We start from the raw sequence: 22,149 nt of genomic DNA on the forward strand, positions 1-22,149 counted from the left end.
TGCAAGGGGGAGGGGGGAGAGGAGGTCGGGGCGGGGTGGTGACGGGAGTTCAGAGGTGTGGTCTTCCGAGTGGGGAGATGGGGAGATGGGGGGAGGGGGAGAGGGGGAGATGGGGAGAGGGGGAGGTGGGGAGATGGGGAGGGGGGGAGATGGGGAAATGGGGGGAGAAAAACCTCTAATTAGGGTTTGCTGAAAAAAGCAAAATGTGGGGAGGGTGGGAAGTGTGGGGAGGGTGGGAAGACAGAGAAAGTAGGAGGAATGATTGTTCTTTGACTTTTCTGCCCCCTCACCCCAAAATTCTCATTTTTTGAGGGTAAGTGAATTGAAACAGGCATACTTTTTTCGATCCTAAAAAGGCACTTACCTTTATTTACCAATGCTTTGAGATTTAATCAGCAAGCCCTAATTAAATAGGTTTACTCTCCTAAAATCTGCATTGAACAGAAAAATACATAACTTCTTTGAATAAACCCAAAAATTTATCTCTTTTAGACAACAGCTCATCTGGCAATAGGCAACAGAGAATATATAGGAAAAAAGTATTTTTGCAAATATGAGATGTACCAAAATCAAAAGTATGAAATTTATTGGAATAGACCTCGGTTGGAGTTCGGGAAAAAGTGGTTTATGCTGTCTACAATACTCAGACCAAAAGTTAAAAATATTAGACTTAGACTGCATATTAGAAACTGAATATATTCTCCATTGGATTGATAATTTAACTCCCCTACCAACCCCTGCTTTAATTGCCGTAGATGCTCCAACAATAATCCCCAATCAAACAGGAACTAGACTACCAGATAAACTTACTCATAAATATTTTGGTCGTTATCATGCAGGATGTTATCCAGCAAATCTTAACCGTCCTTTTGCTCAGAAAACCGTGAATTTTGGTATGAGTTTGACAGCTAAAGGATTTATTCATGCACCAACAATTGAACCGCAACAACCAGGACGTTTTCAAATCGAAGTTTATCCTCATCCAGCTATAGTTAATTTATTTGGTTTAGAAAAAATTTTGAAATACAAAAAAGGGAAATTAGCAGACCGTAAATCAGAACTTTTGAAACTGCACCAATACATAATAAATATCTTAACTATCCTTGAACCAACCCTAGAAATTTCCGAAAATTTCCTAGATACTGAAAATATAAATAGTATAGCTACCCTCAAAACTACAGAAGATAAATTAGATAGTTTAATTTGTGCTTATATTGGTGCATACTGGTGGTATTGGGGTCAAGCAAAAAATTTAGTTTTGGGCAATGACACCACCGGATATATAGTAGTTCCTGAAAGATTAGATTAAACCCTGTTCAAATATATGAAAGAAAATATAGCAGAACTCAAATTAGAAGTAGAAACTTTACAAGCAGAAATAGAGACTTTACAGACCGAAGTAGAGACTCTTCGTCATCAACGTTCTTCTTTCCGAATAGATGTTAGTTTTCCTCCAGATAATACTCCTGAAACACTAGCAGAATTTCATAAAAAAAATGCTGAAGAAGCTGCAAAGCGGCAAGAAGAATTACAAGAAATTAATCAATCTCTCAAAGTATTAGAAGCACAACTTAATCAGAAAAAAACTACATTAGCACCAAAAAAATCTCGACTGGAATGGCAGGAACTACAAGAACAAGTTTATCAAGGAGGAAAAGAATTACAGGAGCAAGTTAAAACAGTCAACGAAAAAGCTAATCAACTTGAAGCGGAAATACAAAATCTTAAGCAAATTTATCAACAATTAAATCCACTTTATTGTGAGTGGGTACAAAATGTAGCCAATATAGTTGATTTTAAGGCTACAACTATTCCTTATGTTTATGTTAAAAAAAATGGATTTGAACTAGGAAATAAAGAAATAGAATGACAGGAAAAGGGAAGAGGAAAAAATATTGATATACATCTCTATTTTTGTTGAGGTTTTTTGATCAACCAAACCGACAAATGGTAAATTTTTTGTCTAATTTTATGACCTGTAAAAGTCTGGAATACCGTAGGTTGGGTTAAGCGAAAGCGCAACCCAACATATTCAGTTATCAGTTATCAGTTATCAGTAAAAGAAAAGAGGAAAAAAGATTGAGATACATCTCTATTTTTGTTGAGTTTTTTTTATCAACCCAACGGACAAATGGTAAATTTTTTGTCTAATTTTATGACCTGTAAAAGTCAGGAATGCCGTAGGTTGGGTTAAGCGGTAGCGCAACCCAACATATTCAGTTATCAGTTATCAGTTATCAGTAAAAGGGAAGAGGAAAAAAGATTGAGATACATCTCTATTTTTGTTGAGTTTTTTTATCAACCCAACGGACAAATAGTAAATTTTTTGTCTAATTTTATGACCTGTAAAAGTCAGGAATGCCGTAGGTTGGGTTAAGCGGTAGCGCAACCCAACATATTCAGTTATCAGTTATCAATTATCAGTTATCAGTAAAAGGGAAGGGGAAAAAAGATTGATATACATCTCTATTTTTATTGAGTTTTTTTTATCAACCCAACGGACAAATAGTAAATTTTTTATCTAATTTTATGACTTGTAAAAGTTGGGAATACCGTAGGTTGGATTAAGTGGTAGCGTAAATCAACATATATAGCAAAAGAAAGATGAAAAAAGTCGAAATACACCTCTATTTTGTTGGGTTTATCCTACGGATAAGCTCCGCTAACGTTCCTCAACCCAACCTACAAGTAGTAAGTTTTTTGTCGGAATTTTCTCCTGTGTCAAAGTCGGGATTAAATTTTAATTCCTCACCAATTTAGTTGTCTTTTCGTAATCTGAAGATTTGCTCATATATCCTAATTTTCAAATCCAAAGAAACTGGCGATCGCTGGTAATAATTTTTCCCACTGTTCGATTAATTTTGCCGTCTTAGGTAACTCTGTAAATAAGCCTTTAAAAAATCTAATTACTCCTTTTGCTCTTTGTTTGTTTTCCTGGGGATTTTTTCCTGCTTCTGCCAGATTTTTTAATTCCTTTAAAGCTTCTTCTTTATCCTCTTGATTCAAATTTGATTCTGCTTCAATTGCTTTTTGAAGTTGAGTTAAAGCTTCTTTAATTCCTGGTTTATTTGGTTCAGAAGAATCAGGTAATTCATTGATATAAGAAGTAATAACATTTTTATTACCTGTCGAAAAACTAGAAGCATAACTTGTTTCAACTTTGATAGATTTGTTTGCCATGTCTGACCTCAATTAATTTATGAAAAATTTGCTGATTTCAAAATAATTCGATACTTTTAAATTGGAAATATTAATTAATAGAAGAGACTACATTTCCTCCTACTTTACCTGGTACGAAAGAAGAGGCAATGGATGTTCCTACTTGAATGCTTTTATCTTCTAATTTAATTCTATTATCCTGAGAGTAGACGTTTACTGATGTTATCTCTTCTGTATTCATAATTTCGCATAACTTAAGAATTACTTTTATTATTCCCTCCTTATCTGGGCTAAATAAAGTTTGTTTATCCCCTGAATTTCCACGAATAATCATACCATATTCTTTATAAGTTATATTTAGTATATAACGAGGCAATACTAAAATATCAATAACTATCATTAACAAACCAAATATTTGTAAATTCATGTTTGGATATGACAGTAATATAATACTTATAGGTGCAAGTAACACTACACCTATAAAGAGTGAAGCAGAATATATTTTAGTTCTCTTTTTTGCTTTTTTCCTCTCAACCAAACTAATACTGCTAATGTTACTAATTTGATAAATAGTATTATTATAGACTAAAGTTTTGCCTCTGACTTTTAAAAACGATAGGTCTACTTCTTCTGATTCTGGAGAAGATTTTGGTAAATTATCATTCACCCTTAAATTTAACTTCAAAGTTATTCTTGTACTAGCACTTAGCAGTCAGCTTTTTTCAAGCTGTACAACTTAGTTTAGATACACTAAAAATATTAACTAATCGTACATTGAATTAGAAAATTTTTCATCATACCCTAAATCCTAATTTAAGAGTTAAATCCAGTTTTGACTATAGTAAATTGTCTGATTAAATCGCGATTTTTGTAAATAAAAATCAAGTGAATGTAGGAAAATATCCTAAAACGTCCTATGAGAATGAGCTAAAATGGCTAAAACTATTATTAGAACTAAACTCAATGACTATTACAGAAATTTTACAATTTGCCGATCGCCTAGTTTTTGCTCATAGAGGAAAACATTTAGATGATATTCAAGAAACAGTTATTAAAGGCGTTTGGCAAGGTAAAACTTATGAAAATATTGCACAAGAATGTAACCGTAGTGAAAGTCGAATTCGAGATGTAGGTTATCAACTATGGAAAACTTTTTCCGAAAGTTTAGGAGAAGAAATAAATAAATCTAATTTTCGCTCTACTATTGAAAGATTACAAACAGAGGCAAAGTCACGACAAAATATTTGTGTAGGAACTAATCATAATTTCGGGTCACAAAATCTATATCAATATCAAAAATATCCTCAATATTCTCAAAGCAAAGATACAACTAAAATAACTTTTCAGGATTTAAGTATTGCCCCTACAATTAATCCTGCTTACTTTTACGGACGTACTAAAGAACTAGAAATTATCTCCAACTATATCCTCCATCAAAAAACTCGTCTGATGTCAGTATTAGGATTAAGTGGTATTGGCAAAACAACCCTAGTCAAAATATTTATTGACTTGAATATCCAACAGTTCGATGTAGTAATTTGGAGAAATTTCAAACTTGTTAAATCTCTAAACTCTCTAATGACCGAACTCTTAAAAAAAATCACTCTCCAAAATCAAAATATTCTCATCTCAGACGAACAATTTACCCAATTTTTAGACTTATTATCTAGACAAAAATGTTTAATCGTTCTCGACGACGTACAAAACATATTTATCAGTAGAAAATTTGCCGGACAATATCAAACTCAACACACAGAATATCAAAACCTCTTCCAAGCGATCGCTCAAACAGAACATCAAAGTTGTGTAATATTAATTAGCCAAGAAAAAGCTCAGGAAATGACAGCTTTAGACCGAGAATTATATCCAATTCAATGTTTAGAATTAGAAGGCTTAGATAATTCAGCAGGAATAGAAATAATCCAAGAATATAAACTACAAGACCGAGACTATTGGCTGAAATTAAACAATATGTATCTAGGCAATCCCTTATACTTACAATATATATGTACTTTAATCAAAGACATCTTTCAAGACCTAGTATCTCAATTGATAGCTGAAGAGAACTTAATTATCACAGAAGAAATGAAACTACTCTTCGACACCTTATATCAGAGAATGTCAGAAATAGAAAAACAAATAGTTTTAAAAATAAGTAAATGCGATGAAAATATTTCAATAGAAGACTTAAAAAAATCCTGCTCATTGTCCTCTATAGATATTATCAATGGATTACAATCCCTAAAAAGACGATACTTATTAAATCAAATAAAAACCAACAATACCTTATTTAGCCTATCCCCCTTATTCAAAGAATATATTAAAAACTTTCAGATGCAAAACTAAACTATTTAATAGGAGTCAGGAGTCAAGAGTCAGGAGTCAGAATTAAAAAAATTATCAGTTAACGGAATAAATACTTTTTGCCTGCTTCCTATTACCTATTGCCTATTTACTAAAATGTAAAATCAAGTAATTTTTTGAATGATTTTAGCGACGAATTATGATAAATTACCGAATAATTAATAATTAATAATTAATAATTAAACAATTCTGGTTTAAAGCCTCCCCTTTTAAGGGAAAAAAAAGAAATAATGTAAGCATTCAGCCATCAGCTATTAGCTATCAGCTATTAATTTTGGGGAAGGTAAAAATAATTGATAAATTGAGACAGAATAAAAATTACTGTTAAAGTCTCCTTCCTAAACCTTAGAAGTAATGAATAATTACTAATTGCTGATAGCTGACTGCTAATAGCTGAATGCTTACGAAATAATATTTCCTTATTTTCAATTCCGTAGCGGTTTTAACCAGAGGTAATTATCAATTATCCATTATCCATTATCAATTAATGAAACCAAATTCAGCAGTTAATACCAAATCTCAAAAGTATTGCTATACTTAGGTACTACTTCAATAATTAAGTAATCAACACAGACCAAATAACCTTTTTAATCATTATTAATAAGAAGCGTGTTAATTATTCTTATGTTTACTATTCCCTCACTCCTCACTCCCCCACTCCCCCACTCCCCCACTCCCCCACTCCCCCACTCCCCCACTCCCTACCGTATCCGTGTATCCGTGCCATAATCCGTGTGAGCCACTCCCTTTCTCGATAGTAAACTTTCGTTACAATCCCAACCAGACTATTTCCACAAATGTCACGTCCTTGTAAACTTACAAATTAGGACAACTATAAAATGTTGACCTTACACATATAGCAGAAGGCAAAAGGTAAAAGGCAAAAGAAAAAGGCTATCTTACTATAAATATTTGAGTTTGAGACTTTTGTTATATCCCAACCTTATGCTTTGCTAGCTATTTAGATAAAAAATTTGAGAAGTAGAAGGTAAAATAAAGATGGCCGAATCTAGCCAACTACCATATTTATTACGAGCAACCAAGGGTGAAGTATTAGAACGTCCACCTGTATGGATGATGAGACAGGCAGGACGCTACATGAAATCTTATCGAGATTTACGAGATAAATATCCCTCATTTCGCGAGCGTTCCGAAAACGTAGATATTGCTGTGGAAATATCTCTGCAACCTTTCCACGCATTTAAACCAGATGGAGTAATTTTATTCTCAGATATCCTAACCCCACTTCCAGCAATAGGCATTGACTTTGATATAGTCGAAAGTAAAGGACCAATAATTGACCCTCCTATTCGCACCCAATCTCAAATTGACCAACTTCATCCCATCGAACCAGAAGAGTCTCTACCCTTTATTAGAGAAATTTTACAAATTCTCAAAAGAGAAGTTAAGAACGAAGCAGCAATTTTAGGCTTTATTGGGGCACCTTGGACATTAGCAGCTTATGCCATAGAAGGTAAAAGTTCTAAAGATTATACTTTTATCAAGAGAATGGCCTTTTGCGAACCAGAAATGTTGCATCAGTTTCTCGGCAAACTAGCAGACGCGATCGCCGTTTATGCTCGTTACCAGATAAATAGTGGAGCACAAGTTATCCAAATGTTTGATTCTTGGGCAGGCCAACTTAGTCCTCAAGATTATGAAACTTTTGCCTTGCCTTATCAAAAACGAGTAGTACAACAGGTTAAAGCAACTCATCCAAACACACCTTTTATTCTTTATATTAATGGCAGTGCTGGATTATTAGAGAGAATGCCCCAAACTGGTGTTGATATAGTTAGTGTAGACTGGACAGTAGACATCGGCGAAGCAAGACAACGCCTTGGTAAAAATATTGGCATACAGGGAAATATAGATCCTGGCGTACTGTTTGGTTCTAAAGAATTTATCAAGTCTCGCATTTTAGAAACTATCCGCAAAGCAGGCAACCAAGGTCATATTCTGAATTTAGGACATGGTGTTTTGCAAAAGACTCCAGAAGAAAATGTAGAGTTCTTCTTTAAAACTGCTAAAGAAGTCAGCAATTTACTAGCATTGACAGCTTAGCTAAATCGCTCTTGAGCCTCACGCCATAATCTGTGATTTGGCGTGAGATGAATCGGCGGTAAATCAATGGGACTCGATGTCTCATTAATTTACAAATTTTTATGTTATCACCGAACTATGCTGGTTTGCAGCTCATCGCCGCCAGTAATGAACCATAAAAATTTAATAGGATATGGGGTTGTTGGCCTAAATTTCTAGTCAACTGTGGGAAAATGTAAAATCTTATTGCAGAACTAGGTGAGCAGTTTTTTATGTGCAAAAAGGGCGGTGGGGCATCCCGTCCTTAAAGCACGCGCTTGTCCGACGGGATACCGGGACTGCGAAACGAGAAGCCCACACTATAGCTTCAGCGAGCGTGTGGGAGTATGTCACTTAAATTCAACCTTATGTGAGATTTCTATTGATTTTTGCTTTGTCTAGGGGTGGGTTTATCAATGGATAAATGGATAATGGATAATGGATAGTTGCTTAATTTGTTCTAAGACCTTTTCATTTATGAAGAAAATAAAAAGAAAACATTTTCCTTAAGTTCAATCCTCTTCTTTCAAGGAGAGGTAATTATCCATTATTTATTGTTTATTATCAATTGTTGAAACTCGCCCCTATATTAAGGTAAGGAAGAAGGAAGAAGCAAGAAATAAGAAGTAAGAAATAAGAAGGAAAAACGTTGTATTGTCTGAATTTTATATAGAATCCGGTCATATAGTATATGTTGATAACTATAACTTCAAGCCTTAAATCTCCCCTACTCCCCCACTCCCCTACTCCCCCACTCCCCCACTCCCCCACTCCCCTACTCCCCCACTCCCTACTCCCTACTCCCTACTCCCTAAATATATGAGCCATAAACGGATTTTTGTCACGGGTGCTAGTGGATGTATCGGTCATTATATTGTTGAGTCATTAATTCAAAATACTCAACACGAACTTTTCTTATTAGTGCGAAACCCCGAAAAGTTAAAAGTTGATTATAAAGCTCGTTCGGGTATAAATCTTTTAACAGCAAATCTCCGAGAAATTGAAAGATTTTCAGATTTACTTTCAGAAATTAATGTGGCTATTCTAATTGCTACTGCTTGGGGTAACTTACAGGAAGTATTTGATATAAATGTTGTGAAAACAATTAAATTAGTCAAATTACTCAATCCAGAAGTATGTGAAAATATTATCTATTTTTCTACAGCTAGTATTCTTGACAGTCAAAACAAATTACTTAGAAAAGCTGGTGAGATTGGTACTGATTATATCCGCTCTAAATATGACTGTATGTATCAGTTATCTCGACTCAAGAATGTTCCTCCTCTAACTTGTCTTTTTCCTACTTTGGTTTTAGGAGGAAATGAGGAAAAACCTTATTCTCATCTTTCCTCTGGTTTGCCAGAAATAATTAAATATATTGGTTTAATTCGGTGGTTAAAAGCTGATGGTAGTTTCCATTTTATTCATGCTGAGGATATTGCTAGAGTTGTTACTTATCTAGTAGAAAAACCACCCCAGTCAAAAGAACTACAAAAATTAATTTTGGGGAATCCACAAGTTACAGTTAATCAAGCTATTGATGAAATTTGTGCATATCTGAATAAACGAATTTACCTCCAGTTTAATTTGTCTCCTTGGTTGATAGAGGTAATTATCTCAGTATTCAAAATTCAAATGGCGGCTTGGGATAGATTTTGTTTGGAATATCGTCATTTTACATATCAAAATCCAGTTAATCCAGCTACTTTTGAATTACCAACTTTTTGTCCTACTGTTGCTGATATTTTGAAAACTAGCCGCTACGCGGAAGTCAAAAGTCAAAAGTTAAAAGTTAAAAGTTAAAAGTTAAAAGTCAATCATTTTTGATTTGTAATTGTTTGAGGATTTTGTAACTGGAAAGTTTCAAAGATATAGTTTAGCAATCTCTTGCTAATACTTTGAGAACTAGAGATATTTTCCATCACTGAACAAGTACTAAAGTTCTCAAATCCTAAATTCAGAACAATTTGCTCCCTTCATTATTCATTTTCTGAAGCTAAAAAAAATTAGAGGAAATTCCCCAGGCAACTTACAAAAAATTGTGATAGTATAGAAGTATAATGGTGAGTTCGCCTATACGCATGACTTTTTATTCAACGCAAAAAACAGGGTAACAAAGTTTCAAACAAAGATAGAGTGTGACGATGAATGATGTGGAAAATATCGTCACTCAACACTTAATTAATCTAGCCACTCTTCAACTACCAATTTCTTGTCCTACAGTTGCTGATACGCGTGAGAACTAGAGGTATTTTCCACAACTAAATAAGTAGAAATTTCTCAACTCCTAAAGTCAGAAAAACTTGTTCGTTTCATTTTCTGAAGCTAAAAAAAATTAGAGTAAATTCCCCAGGCAACTTACAAAAAATTGTGATAGCATAGAAGTATAAGGGTGAGTTCGCCTATACGCATGACTTTTTATTCAACGCAAAAAACAGGGTAACAAAGTTTCAAACAAATATAAAGTGTGGCAATTGATGTGGAAAATATCGCCACTCAACACTTAATTAATCCAGCCACTCATCAACTACTAACTTCTTGTCCTACTGTTACTGATATTTTGAGAACTAGAGATATTTTCCATCACTGAAAAACCAGAAAGCTCTCAAATCCTCAAGTCAGAAAAATTTGTTCGTTTCATTTTCTGAAGTTCAGAAAAATTAGAAGTCAAAAGTCAAAAATCAAAAGTCTTGATTGGTAAGGCTTCTAGGATTTTGTAACTGGTTAGTTATTTCTGCCATCCTGCACTAGAGAAGTAAAAAGCTCTCAAATCCTCAAGTCAGAAAAATTTGTTCGTTTCATTTTCTGAAGCTCAGAAAAATTAGAGGAGATTCCCTGGGAATAAACAAAAAAACTGTGGTAGTATAAAACTATAAGAGTGAACTCGCCTATACGCATGACTTTTTATTCAACGCAAAAAACAGGGTAGTAGAGTTTCAAACAAAGTATAGAGTGTGACGATGAATGGGAAAATATCGCCACTCAACACTTAATTAATCTAGCCACCCTTCAACTACCAATTTTTTGTCCTACTCTTACCGATATTCTGAGAAGAAGTAGAAAGCTTTAAAATCCTCAAGTCAGAAAAGAAAAATTTCTTTGCTTCATTTTCTGAAGCTCAAAAAAATTAGAGGAAATTCCCCAGGCAATAAACAAAAAACTGTGATAGTATAGAATTATAAGGGCTAACTCGCCTATACGCATGACTTTTTATTCAACGCAAAAAACAGGTTAGTAGAGTTTCAAACAAAGTATAGAGTGTGATGATGAATGGGAAAATATCGCCACTCAACACTTAATTAATCTAGCCACCCTTCAACTACCAATTTTTTGTCCTACTCTTACCGATATTCTGAGAAGAAGTAGAAAGCTTTAAAATCCTCAAGTCAGAAAAGAAAAATTTCTTCGCTTCATTTTCTGAAGCTCAAAAAAATCAGAGGAAATTCATCAGGCAATAAACAAAAAACTGTGATAGTATAGAATTATAAGGGCTAACTCGCCTATACGCATGACTTTTTATTCAACGCAAAAAAAAATAGCACTCAATTAACCTAAACATCAAAACACAAAAAATTTAGACAGGCAGAAAAACAGGCTGAATATCTAAGCGATCGCCAACCCTTAAACCCAACTCAGCAGCTCTTCCCCCCCTCAACTCAATAACTCCATCTACAGGAACATTAGGTCCATAAGTAGGGCAAGGTTCAGATTCACAAGGAGGTAAATTAGAAAAAATTGCCTGTACCTCCCCATTCCTCAGAAACACCATATCCAGATTAATAAACACATTTCTCATCCAAAAATTCACAGTCCGAGGAGGGTTAATATCAAACAACATTCCTCGATCGTCCGGCAACTCAGTCCTAAACATTAAACCTATCCCCTGTTCAAGTGGAGTTTGTGCCACTTCCAAATTAATAGTCTGACCAGAAAAACTCGCCTGTGCTGAAATAGGTAACATTTGACCTAATTCCACCTCACCAAAAATAGAACTAAAACTTGACTCCCCAAGACTTGTCACCCCTGACAAAACTGCCAAATATTCTCCCGTTACTCGGTCTTGAATAATAGTATTACTCTCAGAAGAAATAATATTCAACTCACTAAATTGTAAGCCACCAGTTAGGACTAGGAGATCGCCACCATTACCAAAATCAGTAATTACATCTGCATCTGTAATATTCACTCCACCAGTAGAAGATAAACCGCCACGTCTACCAATAGCAAATAAATCATCACCCTCACCTCCACTCATAGTATCGCTACCCAGGTCCCCAATTAACCAGTCAGGGCCAAAATCTCCAAACATCAAGTCATTTCCTTGCCCGCCAAAAATAGTATCGGCATCTTGTCCACCATATAAAATATCATCTCCTTGATTACCTTGAAGGACATCAGTTCCCTGGTTGCCGAAGATTTGGTCATTACCCCCGAAACCTTGAACGATATCTTTACTTGTCAAAGCAGGGATAATGTCATCTTCAGGAGTGCCACTAAGAAAATCAATACCTGGTGTACCTTGAATATTAGTCATTTCAGTTGTCAGTTATTACTCTCTACGATATATGTCTTTTTGTTGAATAAAAAGTCATGTGTATAGGCAAGTTTACCCTTATACAATAAGAATATCAAAAATATTGAGAAACTGCAAGCTGATTCCGGTAACCGATTTTTCTGGAGCTTCACAAAATGAATATAGCTACCAAATTGTTGTCATATCTAATTTGACATCCTCCCCGGCTGTTAGGCACGGGGATTCCTACTGAGCCATAGCTCCTCGGTGGGTTGACGCTTCACAGGGTGCTGCTTCCTTGGCGGTAGTCTAACGCTTCCCTCCACGTCCGCGCACGAGTTTCCGAGTGCCCCCCGGCAACTAATAACACTATAGCATATATTCAATTCACTTACAAATAAAATAAAAAGTCGCCCTACAAGGGCGAGGCTTTAAACCCAATTTTTCGGTAAATCCGGTTCAAGAATTTAGAATTTAGAATGCGCGAATTTAGAATTACCTCTTCTGTTCAAGGAGAGGATTGGGTTAAAAGGAATTTTTTTCTTTTTTCTCCATGAATGGAGAGGCTATATACGTTAATTTTTCGGTAAAACATCTTCTCCAGATAATCTGTCAGGCGAGTCTAATATTTCTACATCTTTACCAACACGATAAATTTCTACTTGCTGATTTTTGCGATTAATTAGCCAACCTAATCTCATCTTTGTCATTTTAGTTATTTATTCTGATGAGTTAACTACAAAATTGTTGTCATCTCTAATATAAATCCGGGTAAAACATCTTCTCCAGATAATCTGTCAGGTGAGTCTAATATTTCCACATCTTTATCAGCACGATAAATTTCTACTTGCTGATTTTTTCGATTAATTAACCAACCTAAACGCATCCCATTTTCCAGATATTCTTTCATTTTTTCTCTGGAGTCGGACAAACTGTCCCAAGGTGACATTAATTCGACTAAAAAATCTGGGCAAAAAGGTAAAAATTTTTCTCTTTGTTCGGGAGTTAAATTATTCCATTTTTCTATAGGTATCCAGGAGCAACTGGGAGAACGCTTAGCACCATTGGGGAGTTGATAACCTACAGAAGAATTGAAACCAACTCCTAATTTTGTTTGTCTATTCCACATTCCTAAATTGCCACAAATTTCAGCATTAATCATTCCAGTTTCTCCCCCCATTAAGGGCACAATAATTAAATCTCCCTTTGCATTTCTTTCAAATCTTATCTCCTTATTTATTTGACATAGTTGAAAGAACTGTTCGTCTGTTAGGTCAATTATTGAGTCAATCTCGATAGTCAAATTTGTCATTTTGGTTATTTATTCCTCAGAGTTAATTAGCTATCAGCTATCAGCATTTTAGCTATCATCTTTTTGACCTTTGGTTAAATTGGCAACTATTACACCAGATATAGCAGTCCTATTTTATTTGTGTATAAAAATCTTACTGTTTTTAGGGAATAGGTAAGAGTTTCAGTTTTTTTATCTACTTTTTGATTACCCGCAACCAATTTAGGATTGCTATAGTTGAGTCGGGTTTTAAATCCCCTCCTAAACGTAAACAAAAGTCATAATGCTGACCGCTAACCGCTGACTGCTAACTGCTCTTTAATTACCAAATTCTTGTCATATCTAATATAAATCCAGGCAAAATATTTTCACCAGATAATGTTTCAGGGGAGTCTAATATTTCCACATCTTTACCCGCACGATAAATTTCTACTTTCTGAGTTTCGCGATTGATTAACCAACCTAATATCATGCCATTTTCCAGATACTCTTTCATTTTTTTTCTAGCTTCAGATAAGCTGTCGGAAGGTGACATTAATTCGACTAAAAAATCCGGGCAAAGAGGTAAAAATTTTGTTCTTTGTTCGGGAGTTAAATTATTCCATTTTTCTATTGGTATCCACGCAGCATCGGGTGAACGGTTATCTCCATTTGGGAGGTTAAAACCTGCTGATGAATCAAAAGGAATACCAAGTTGATTTCTGTCTGCCCAGTTAAATAATTGTTGGGTTAATCTACCATTTCGATTTCCAGTTTCTGCACCAGCAGGTGACATAATTATTAAATCTCCTTTAGCATTTCTTTCAAATCTTAAATCTTGGTTTTTTTGACAGAGTTGAAAGAATTGTTCGTCTGTCATTTCAATTACTGAGTCAAGCTCGATAGTAAAGCTATTCATAGTTCAACATAAAATTTTAATAGCCCCCCTTTCAAAGGGGGTTGGGGGGATTAGTATCTATTATAATGGCTAAATTAGCTGTAGCTAACATTTATCAAGTTGGTATAATTTCTGTAATTTTAGATAAATATTGCTATGTCAGAAATTACTATTAATTTACCGGAAGAGATTTTTTCTACTCGTCGTTGAGCTGCCTGAAGAATTTGTTGAGGATATGCGTTTAGCAGCGGTTATATATTGGTATTAAAAAGGGGAAATTTATCAAGAAAAAGCGGCTCAGGTTGCTGGGTTAAATTGTAGGGACTTTCTTGTTATTTTGGCAAGGGAAAAAATAGATGTTTTTAATGTTGATTTTAATGATTTACAAAAGGAGTTAGAGCTTGGCTGAATCGCTAGACAGGGATTTGGCCACGGATACACGGATGGATGATTTATCAGTTATCAGTTATCAGTTATCAGTTATCAGTTATTAGTTGTTAGTTAACAATACTGAAGTCAGAAGTTAAAAGTTTGAAGTCAGGGCTAGACAGGGATTTGGCCACGGATACACGGATAGATGTAGTCCAGTAGTTGACTGTTTCTATAACTGCCTCGCTTCGGACAATCTCTGAGAATAATCATGTCCGCGCTAGACAGGGATTTGGCCACGGATGCACGGATGGATGTAGTCCAGTAGTGGAATGTTTCTATAACTGCCTCGCTTCGGACAATCTCTGAGAATAATCATGTTCGCAGCGAGGGGGGAAGGAAAAGCAATTATTTTATGTGAAGCACCCCTAAATCCCTCGAAGCAATCTTTTCTAGAATACTGGAGATTGCTTCGGCTAAGTTAATGGTAAATCCTAGAGGTTAACTGTTTCTATCACCGCCTCGCAATGACAATAACTTCTGTCATGCAAGAGGAAAAGGAATGATAAATAGGTTATTAAAAATTGATAACTGATAATTGAATATCAGGCAGCTGAAACGGCTATATGTTACAACCTACAAGTCTGTGCGCGAGAGAAGAGAGCCTAAACGCCACCACTGCTCAACCCCCAATTCGAGGATTGATGAACGTATCGACGGGAGATGCCCCGTATAATGTGTGTTGATTTCAAAATTCAGGTTAGAGTATGGCAACCAACTTCCTCCTTGACGCCATCCAACTCGATCGGCAAAAACTTTCCACACTTTACTATCGTACTGCCTCGTACCACCCAAACTCTGATAAATCTGTTTCTGCACAGAAAAGCCAAACTTACCATTACTGTATTTTACCCAAAGTTGGTCAATAGTGCGTAGGTCTTCACAAGGAAAATTGTCTATATCTTCTACTCTTAACCAACCTTCCTTTTCTCGCTTTGTAACTTTCAACATACAATTAGCAGTTTCCTGATCTGCTTCTTTCCACTTACCTGCTGCTAATAAGCCACGCAACTTTTCATAATTTACTCCTCTAGCTGAAACCAAAGGTACATCATTAGAAACAAAATTTTGTGGAGGTTTTTGATTTTTTTGAGTAGGAGAAACAGAAATTTTTGGAGACTTTTTAATTTTTTGAGTAGGAGAAGGAGATTTTTTGATTTTTTGAGTAGGAGAAACAGAAATTTTTGGAGACTTTTTAATTTTTTGAGTAGGAGAAACAGAAGAATTACCAAACTCTAAATCAGCCAAAACATCTTCAACCTTCTGATAACGTTGCTTCGGTTTTTGCTCCACCAAACTATCTAAAATTTTACCCAATTTATCACTCACAAAATTTCCATTTAAACAATCTCGCCATGCCCATTCCATTTCTATTACATCAAACAAATCAAAGGGACTCATCTGAGTCAATAAATGCAAACAAGTTACTCCCAAGCTATACAAATCACTTGCTAATTTTGCCTTTCCCATCGACTGTTCCGGGGCGCAATATTCTGCGGAACCAATAACTGTTCCTGTCACCGTCCGACGTTGAGTTGTCGGCATAACTTTAGATGCTCCAAAGTCAACCAAAACTAACTTTTTATCTGCCTCTCTCCTAATAATATTCTCCGGTTTAATATCCCGATGAATCACATTATGACTGTGAACAAACTGCAAAACAGACAATAAGTCTATTAACAATTCTTGAATCTGACCTTCATTAAAAACCCCATGATTATCTAACTCTTGTTGCAGGGTTTCTCCTTTAATAAATTCTTGTACTAAATATTGACGACTATCCACAGTAAATTTAGCATAAAGTTCGGGAATTTGTGAATGCTTTCCTAACAACTCCAACCTTTCCGCTTCCTGTGCAAATAACTCGGCAGCTTTTTCCACACTTTCCGTTCCCTGAGCTTGAGGAAGAAACTGTTTAATCACACAAAGAGGTTTAGAAGGTTTAAACTCATCCACAGCTAAAAAAGTTCGACCAAAACCACCTTGTCCGAGAATACTTTTTGCCCAATAACGTTCTACAAGTAATAGTTTATTTCCACATTTTTGACAGAACTGAAAATTATCAGGATTAATAGTTAGACATTCCGGGTTCAGACATTGAGACATAATAATAATTTTTTTAGAATCTACTAAACTCTATGACTAAATTATAAACTTAAATTTTTGAGGAACCCGATTTCTTTAAGAGTAAACATTTCCTGCGGAATGCTCCGCAAAAAGCTATTAGCAGTCAGTTTTTCCTGCGGAATGCTGCGCAAACAGCAATAAGACTTTCCCCTTAAAGGCAGTGTTTATACCAATTTAATAAATGTTTGCTACAAATAGGTAGAGTATTTCTTAGAATCCAGAATTCAGAATCCAGAATTCGTATGGGGATAGATTTAATACCATTTTTGATGTTGTAAATTATCTTTTTCGTCAAATAGACTTTATTTGAAAGTTTATTTATGATTCTTATTATTCGTAACATTCTTTTTTAAAAATGGTATTAAATGAATATAAACTTTAAGGTCAAGGTAGCTGACTTTCGTAGTAAGATTTAATTCTTGCTAAATTAATAAGCTTTTATCACGCACCAAAAACAATAGCTATTAACGCAGTTCCTCCGCAGGAGGCTAGCTGATAGCTGAACGCTTATATTTATGAAAACCAACCATATATTTTATCGAATTTTTCAAGACTTACCCGAAACCTTCTTTCAGTTGTGGGGAGAATTATCAGACAACCTTAATAATTAATAATTAATAATTAGAGATAGTTTTCATTATCCATTATTCATTATTCATTATTCATTATTCATTAATTAAGGAGGTACAATTTCAAAAAGACACCAAAATTTATTTACGCTTATTCTCCGAGATTTTTACCTATCTTAGAGACAACGACCCGGACTTACGTTGGCGTGCTATGATTATATTTAAAAGTCGTAGTATGGAACCAACAGAAAGACAAAGAGAATCTGTGCAACCCTTTTTAGATTCTCCCCTGGTCAAGCGCATCTATTTGAATGAATTAGAAGTGAATGAAACAACTCCTTTAGGCGTACAAATCATTCAATTAGTTGTAGCAAGGAAGAAACAATTTTTGGAGAGAGTAACCGTATTAATTAATCGAGTAAAACAGCAGTTTACCGAAGAAAATTATCGGTTACAACTTTTGAACCTATTGTCAGTTATTGTTCTAGAAAAATTACCAGAAATGAGTCGTCAGGAGTTAGAAGCTATGTTTGGTATTGATGATTTGAAAAAAACTCGTTTTGCTCAAGAATTAATGGCAGAATCAAAAGCTGAAGGAAAAATAGAGGGAAAAATAGAGGGAAAAATAGAAGGAAAAATAGAAGGAAAAATAGAAGGAAAAATAGAAGGAAAATTGGAAGTTATTCCTAGTTTATTAAGAAAAGGCTTTTCTGTTGAGGAAATTGCCGAAATTTTAGAATTAGAAGTTGAACAAGTGGGACAAGCTATTGCTAATTTGAATTAACTTGGATTCTAGGTTGGGTTAATGTATCCCTTGGTGGAGCATCTCTGAATTGAGAAAACCCAACAAATTTTTTCTCATATTTTCAACTATTTTTTTAGAAAAATTACCAGAAATGAGTCGTCAGGAGTTAGAAGCTATGTTTAGTATCGATGATTTGAAAAAAACTCGTTTTGCTCAGGAATTAATGGCAGAATCAAAAGCTGAAGGTAAAATAGAGGGAAAAATAGAAGGAAAATTGGAAGGAAAATTGGAAGGAAAATTGGAAGTTATTCCTAGTTTATTAAGAAAAGGCTTTTCTGTTGAGGAAATTGCTGAAATTTTAGAATTAGAAGTTGAACAAGTGCGACAAGTTATTGCTAATTTGAATTAACTTGGATTCTAGGTTTGGTTAATGTATCCCTTCATGGAGCATCTATGAATGGAGAAAACCCAACAAATTTTCTCTCATATTTTCAACTATTTTTTTAGAAAAATTACCAGAAATGAGTCGTCAGGAGTTAGAAGCTATGTTTGGTATTGATGATTTGAAAAAACTCGTTTTGCTCAATAGTTGGTTGAGTAAACGGAGCAACAAGCAAAATTTAAAATAGTTCCTCGCTTATTAGCAAAAGGCTTTTCTATTGAGGAAATTGCCGAAATTTTAGAATTAGAAGTTGAGCAAGTGCGACAAGCTATTGCTAATTTGAATTAATTTAGATTCTAGGTTGGGTTAATGTATCCCTTCGTGGAGCATCTCTGAATGGAGAAAACCCAACAAATTTTCTCTCATATTTTCAACTATTTTTTTAGAAAAATTACCAGAAATGAGTCGTCAGGAATTAGAAACTATGTTTAGTATTGATGATTTAAAAAAAACTCGTTTTGCTCAGGAATTAATGGCAGAATCAAAAGCTGAAGGAAAAATAGAGGGAAAAATAGAAGGAAAAACAGAGGGAAAAATAGAAGGAAAATTGGAAGTTATTCCTAGTTTATTAAGAAAAGGCTTTTCTGTTGAGGAAATTGCCGAAATTTTAGAATTAGAAGTTGAACAAGTGCGGCAAGCTATTGTTAATTTGAATTAACTTACATTCTAGGTTGGGTTAATGTATCCCTTCGTGGAGCATCTCTGAATGGAGAAAACCCAACAAATTTTCTCTCATATTTTCAACTATTTTTTTAGAAAAATTACCAGAAATGAGTCGTCAGGAATTAGAAACTATGTTTAGTATTGATGATTTAAAAAAAACTCGTTTTGCTCAGGAATTAATGGCAGAATCAAAAGCTGAAGGAAAAATAGAGGGGAAAATAGAAGGAAAATTGGAAGTCATTCCTAGTTTATTAAGAAAAGGCTTTTCTGTTGAGGAAATTGCTGAAATTTTAGAATTAGAAGTTGAGCAAGTGCGACAAGCTATTGCTAATTTGAATTAACTTACATTCTAGTAGAGGTTGGGTTAATATATCTATTAGTGAAATCTCAATTAATTGGAATTGCTACGAGTAGAAAAACTGTAGGTTGGGTTAATTTCTCTATTAGTAGAGCGTCTATGAATAGAGAAAGCCCAAAAATTTTTCCCATTTGAGGATGTACTGATAACTGAATACTGATAACTAAAATAACTCCTCCAGTAAATAATTAATATTTAATTTAATTAATTGTCGAAATTAACCTAATAACGTTAAAGTTAGGCTGAGTCTGTATCAACTGATATTTCATCCTAATCTGAGGAACTAATATTTAATGCGAGTCTTATTAATTTATCCCCTATTTCCCCAATCTTTCTGGTCTTTTGAAAAAATTCTGGAACTGATAAATCGCAAAGTCATGCTACCTCCGTTAGGTCTAATAACAGTAGCAGCAATCTTACCCCAGGAATGGGAATATAAATTAGTAGATAGAAATATTAGGACAGTTACAGAAGCAGAATGGGAATGGGCAGACCTCGTAATACTCTCGGCCATGATTGTCCAAAAAGAAGACTTACATGACCAAATCCGAGAAGCAAAACGACGCAATAAATTAGTAGCTTGTGGTGGGCCTTATCCTACGGCATTACCCCAAGAACAACTGGACAGTGGTGTAGATTTTCTGATTCTGGACGAAGGGGAAATTACTTTGCCCATGTTTATCGATGCTATTCAGCGGGGAGAAACTCAAGGTATTTTCCGTGCAGATGGGAATAAACCAGATGTGACAATTACTCCTATTCCAAGATTCGATTTATTGGAAATGGAATATTATGAATCTATGTCGGTTCAGTTTTCCCGTGGTTGTCCGTTCCAATGTGAATTTTGCGATATTATTGTTCTGTATGGTCGCAAACCCCGTACTAAAACGCCAGCACAATTATTAGCAGAATTAGATTGTTTATATGATTTAGGATGGCGTGGTTCTCTATTTATGGTGGATGACAACTTTATTGGCAACAAACGTAACGTCAAGTTGTTGCTGAAAGAATTAAAAGTTTGGCAAGCAGAACATCAATATCCATTTAAAATGACCACCGAAGCTTCCGTTAACTTAGCAGAAGACCAAGAATTAATGCAATTAATGGTAGATTCCAATCTTAGAGCAGTATTTTTGGGAATAGAAACTCCTGATGAAGATAGTTTAGAGTTAACCCATAAATATCAAAATAATCGTAACCCTCTCAATGAAGCAGTAGAGAAAATTATTAAATCTGGCATAAGAGTAATGGCAGGGTTTATTATCGGTTTTGATGGAGAAAAACCAGGAGCAGGCGATCGCATCGTTAAATTTGTGGAAGAAACAACTATTCCCACTGCTATGTTTAGTATGTTGCAAGTCTTACCAAATACCGCACTTTGGCATCGTCTAAAAAAGGAAGGTCGGCTTTTAGATAAAGGTGCTAATGCTAATCAAGTGACACTGATGAATTTTATCCCCACCAGACCAATAGAAAATATTGCCAGAGAATATGTAGAAGCATTTTGGCAGTTGTACGACCATGAAAAATTTTTAGATCGAACTTATCGGCATTTTCTGATGATGGGTGCCCCCACTGCTAAAGGTGTTGCAAAAATGCCAAGTTGGATGGAGTTGCGAGCGTTATTAATTATTTGCTGGCGACAGGGAATAAAGCGGAAAACTCGTTGGAAGTTTTGGCATCATTTTTGGAGCATTAGAAAACATAATCCTAGTATTTTGCCACGTTATATTAGTACCTGCGCTCATATAGAACATTTTTATGAATATCGTCATATTGTCAAAGAGAATATTGAGGCGCAGTTAGCTGAATATTTAGCTGAGAATAAACAGTTAAATGTCATAGAGAAGGAAGCAGAAAAACCGAAATTGGAAAAAGTAAAAGAAGAAGCAGCTTAAAGTCTGCAAGTAGAGGGGTTTAATAAAATTTATGGTAGTGGTGCATTGTCTGGCAATGTTTTTTACAGGACACAGCAGTGGGAGCATCTTGCTCCCATGCCAGGTATTCCTCTTTGGGCGTTGCTGAATCAAGGTATGAAAAGAAAAACTGAAGAATCTCAAATATTTGTCATTCAATAGACATCTCCAGAAAAGAGGGAGTAGGGAGTAGGGAGTAGGGAGTAGGGAACCCACCCCTCGCCCCTCCCCCTCCGGTGGAGGGGAAGAATTGATAATTTCTTTGGGATAATTGATTTTATTTTTTATTATTGGAGATGTCTAATAGTTTAGTAACCGTCAAAAAATACAAATCATACCCACACATTAGTAACGTCTCTCTTTGCTGTGTATCATTACTATGCAGGACTACCCAATTTAGAGCGTATTTCATATTAGTAAGGTACACCAGTCGCGGGCAAGATGCCCGCACTACAAATACTTTACCATTCATATCTGGGGGAGTTATATCATGTTCGGTTGAATACTTACACTTTGGACGAAGGAAGGCAGAAGGCAGCTATGCTGGAGGCAGAAGGGAAGAAAGGGTTAAAGGGGATAAAGTTTTTTTATAACTGATTATCCGAACATGATAT

21 protein-coding genes are annotated in these 22,149 nt (G+C 35.1%); 14 read left to right on the forward strand and 7 right to left on the reverse strand.

The genetic code is table 11. From position 1 onward, the window contains the following. From F6K54_RS18680 to F6K54_RS18690, 3 genes are all read left to right on the forward strand, one after another. Positions 1-193 (forward strand): hypothetical protein (locus F6K54_RS18680; protein WP_293080329.1); only part of this gene is annotated, 193 nt, incomplete at its 5' end. Positions 194-577: 384 nt separating this feature from the next. Then, a complete protein-coding gene (locus F6K54_RS18685) occupies positions 578-1,309 on the forward strand; it encodes a DUF429 domain-containing protein (protein WP_293080332.1) in 732 nt (243 codons plus the stop codon). A gap of 15 nt (positions 1,310-1,324) precedes the next feature. After that, positions 1,325-1,870, forward strand: coding sequence for a hypothetical protein (locus tag F6K54_RS18690; protein WP_293080335.1), 546 nt, complete (start codon positions 1,325-1,327; stop codon positions 1,868-1,870). A gap of 926 nt (positions 1,871-2,796) precedes the next feature. Here F6K54_RS18690 and F6K54_RS18695 read toward each other — a convergent pair. After that, positions 2,797-3,180, reverse strand: a complete 384-nt coding sequence (locus tag F6K54_RS18695) for a hypothetical protein (protein WP_293080338.1) — start codon at positions 3,178-3,180, stop codon at positions 2,797-2,799. Positions 3,181-3,250: 70 nt separating this feature from the next. Further along, positions 3,251-3,844 carry a DUF6232 family protein gene (locus F6K54_RS18700; RefSeq protein ID WP_293080339.1) on the reverse strand — a complete coding sequence of 198 codons (594 nt, stop codon included), beginning with the start codon at positions 3,842-3,844 and terminating at the stop codon, positions 3,251-3,253. A gap of 278 nt (positions 3,845-4,122) precedes the next feature. On the opposite strand from F6K54_RS18700, the gene F6K54_RS18705 reads away from it, so the two are divergent. The 4 genes from F6K54_RS18705 (at position 4,123) to F6K54_RS18720 (ending at position 10,195) form a co-directional block, all read left to right on the forward strand. Next, positions 4,123-5,505 carry an NB-ARC domain-containing protein gene (locus F6K54_RS18705; RefSeq protein WP_293080341.1) on the forward strand — a complete coding sequence of 461 codons (1,383 nt, stop codon included), beginning with the start codon at positions 4,123-4,125 and terminating at the stop codon, positions 5,503-5,505. A gap of 1,017 nt (positions 5,506-6,522) precedes the next feature. Next, positions 6,523-7,587 carry a uroporphyrinogen decarboxylase gene (hemE, locus tag F6K54_RS18710; protein WP_293080343.1) on the forward strand — a complete coding sequence of 355 codons (1,065 nt, stop codon included), beginning with the start codon at positions 6,523-6,525 and terminating at the stop codon, positions 7,585-7,587. 837 nt (positions 7,588-8,424) lie between these two features. Continuing rightward, positions 8,425-9,408, forward strand: coding sequence for an NAD(P)-dependent oxidoreductase (locus tag F6K54_RS18715; protein ID WP_293080345.1), 984 nt, complete (start codon positions 8,425-8,427; stop codon positions 9,406-9,408). 664 nt (positions 9,409-10,072) lie between these two features. Then, positions 10,073-10,195: a hypothetical protein gene (locus F6K54_RS18720; protein ID WP_293080347.1), complete on the forward strand. Its 123-nt coding sequence runs from the start codon at positions 10,073-10,075 to the stop codon at positions 10,193-10,195. Positions 10,196-11,179: 984 nt separating this feature from the next. Here F6K54_RS18720 and F6K54_RS18725 read toward each other — a convergent pair. The 4 genes from F6K54_RS18725 to F6K54_RS18740 form a co-directional block, all read right to left on the reverse strand. After that, complete coding sequence (locus tag F6K54_RS18725; protein ID WP_293080348.1) at positions 11,180-12,139, reverse strand: DUF192 domain-containing protein; 960 nt, start codon at positions 12,137-12,139, stop codon at positions 11,180-11,182. A gap of 554 nt (positions 12,140-12,693) precedes the next feature. Further along, the gene (locus F6K54_RS18730; RefSeq protein WP_375341979.1) at positions 12,694-12,828 is read right to left on the reverse strand and encodes a hypothetical protein; all 135 of its coding nucleotides are present in this window, start codon (positions 12,826-12,828) and stop codon (positions 12,694-12,696) included. Between the two features lie 26 nt (positions 12,829-12,854). Further along, complete coding sequence (locus F6K54_RS18735; RefSeq protein ID WP_293080351.1) at positions 12,855-13,430, reverse strand: Uma2 family endonuclease; 576 nt, start codon at positions 13,428-13,430, stop codon at positions 12,855-12,857. Positions 13,431-13,731: 301 nt separating this feature from the next. Then, complete coding sequence (locus F6K54_RS18740; RefSeq protein ID WP_293080352.1) at positions 13,732-14,307, reverse strand: Uma2 family endonuclease; 576 nt, start codon at positions 14,305-14,307, stop codon at positions 13,732-13,734. 256 nt (positions 14,308-14,563) lie between these two features. Between F6K54_RS18740 and F6K54_RS18745 the strand changes: the two genes are divergently transcribed. Then, positions 14,564-14,695: a UPF0175 family protein gene (locus F6K54_RS18745; RefSeq protein WP_293080358.1), complete on the forward strand. Its 132-nt coding sequence runs from the start codon at positions 14,564-14,566 to the stop codon at positions 14,693-14,695. A gap of 596 nt (positions 14,696-15,291) precedes the next feature. Here the strand turns inward: F6K54_RS18745 and F6K54_RS18750 are convergent. Then, positions 15,292-16,821 carry a GUN4 domain-containing protein gene (locus F6K54_RS18750; RefSeq protein ID WP_293080353.1) on the reverse strand — a complete coding sequence of 510 codons (1,530 nt, stop codon included), beginning with the start codon at positions 16,819-16,821 and terminating at the stop codon, positions 15,292-15,294. 696 nt (positions 16,822-17,517) lie between these two features. On the opposite strand from F6K54_RS18750, the gene F6K54_RS18755 reads away from it, so the two are divergent. The 6 genes from F6K54_RS18755 (at position 17,518) to F6K54_RS18780 (ending at position 21,697) form a co-directional block, all read left to right on the forward strand. After that, positions 17,518-18,195, forward strand: a complete 678-nt coding sequence (locus F6K54_RS18755) for an Rpn family recombination-promoting nuclease/putative transposase (RefSeq protein WP_293080359.1) — start codon at positions 17,518-17,520, stop codon at positions 18,193-18,195. Positions 18,196-18,244: 49 nt separating this feature from the next. Continuing rightward, a complete protein-coding gene (locus F6K54_RS18760; protein WP_293080354.1) occupies positions 18,245-18,565 on the forward strand; it encodes an Rpn family recombination-promoting nuclease/putative transposase in 321 nt (106 codons plus the stop codon). Positions 18,566-18,974: 409 nt separating this feature from the next. Further along, a complete protein-coding gene (locus F6K54_RS18765) occupies positions 18,975-19,256 on the forward strand; it encodes a hypothetical protein (protein WP_293080360.1) in 282 nt (93 codons plus the stop codon). 112 nt (positions 19,257-19,368) lie between these two features. After that, positions 19,369-19,602 carry a hypothetical protein gene (locus tag F6K54_RS18770; RefSeq protein ID WP_293080355.1) on the forward strand — a complete coding sequence of 78 codons (234 nt, stop codon included), beginning with the start codon at positions 19,369-19,371 and terminating at the stop codon, positions 19,600-19,602. A 310-nt stretch (positions 19,603-19,912) separates the two neighbouring features. Further along, positions 19,913-21,517 carry a B12-binding domain-containing radical SAM protein gene (locus F6K54_RS18775; RefSeq protein WP_293080356.1) on the forward strand — a complete coding sequence of 535 codons (1,605 nt, stop codon included), beginning with the start codon at positions 19,913-19,915 and terminating at the stop codon, positions 21,515-21,517. 45 nt (positions 21,518-21,562) lie between these two features. Beyond that, complete coding sequence (locus F6K54_RS18780; protein WP_293080357.1) at positions 21,563-21,697, forward strand: hypothetical protein; 135 nt, start codon at positions 21,563-21,565, stop codon at positions 21,695-21,697. The last annotated feature ends 452 nt before the right edge of the window (positions 21,698-22,149 follow it).

This window comes from Okeania sp. SIO3B5, from assembly GCF_010692555.1.
In the GTDB taxonomy this organism is placed as follows: Bacteria; Cyanobacteriota; Cyanobacteriia; order Cyanobacteriales; family Microcoleaceae; genus Okeania.

Coding starts and splice junctions, on each gene's coding strand:
- F6K54_RS18695 (WP_293080338.1), bottom strand. CDS start 3,180: ATGGCAAACAAATCTATCAAAGTTGAAACAAGTTATGCTTCTAGTTTT.
- F6K54_RS18775 (WP_293080356.1), top strand. CDS start 19,913: ATGCGAGTCTTATTAATTTATCCCCTATTTCCCCAATCTTTCTGGTCT.
- hemE (WP_293080343.1), top strand. CDS start 6,523: ATGGCCGAATCTAGCCAACTACCATATTTATTACGAGCAACCAAGGGT.
- F6K54_RS18685 (WP_293080332.1), top strand. CDS start 578: ATGAAATTTATTGGAATAGACCTCGGTTGGAGTTCGGGAAAAAGTGGT.
- F6K54_RS18690 (WP_293080335.1), top strand. CDS start 1,325: ATGAAAGAAAATATAGCAGAACTCAAATTAGAAGTAGAAACTTTACAA.
- F6K54_RS18730 (WP_375341979.1), bottom strand. CDS start 12,828: ATGACAAAGATGAGATTAGGTTGGCTAATTAATCGCAAAAATCAGCAA.
- F6K54_RS18735 (WP_293080351.1), bottom strand. CDS start 13,430: ATGACAAATTTGACTATCGAGATTGACTCAATAATTGACCTAACAGAC.
- F6K54_RS18725 (WP_293080348.1), bottom strand. CDS start 12,139: ATGACTAATATTCAAGGTACACCAGGTATTGATTTTCTTAGTGGCACT.
- F6K54_RS18770 (WP_293080355.1), top strand. CDS start 19,369: ATGAGTCGTCAGGAATTAGAAACTATGTTTAGTATTGATGATTTAAAA.
- F6K54_RS18740 (WP_293080352.1), bottom strand. CDS start 14,307: ATGAATAGCTTTACTATCGAGCTTGACTCAGTAATTGAAATGACAGAC.
- F6K54_RS18750 (WP_293080353.1), bottom strand. CDS start 16,821: ATGTCTCAATGTCTGAACCCGGAATGTCTAACTATTAATCCTGATAAT.
- F6K54_RS18705 (WP_293080341.1), top strand. CDS start 4,123: ATGACTATTACAGAAATTTTACAATTTGCCGATCGCCTAGTTTTTGCT.
- F6K54_RS18715 (WP_293080345.1), top strand. CDS start 8,425: ATGAGCCATAAACGGATTTTTGTCACGGGTGCTAGTGGATGTATCGGT.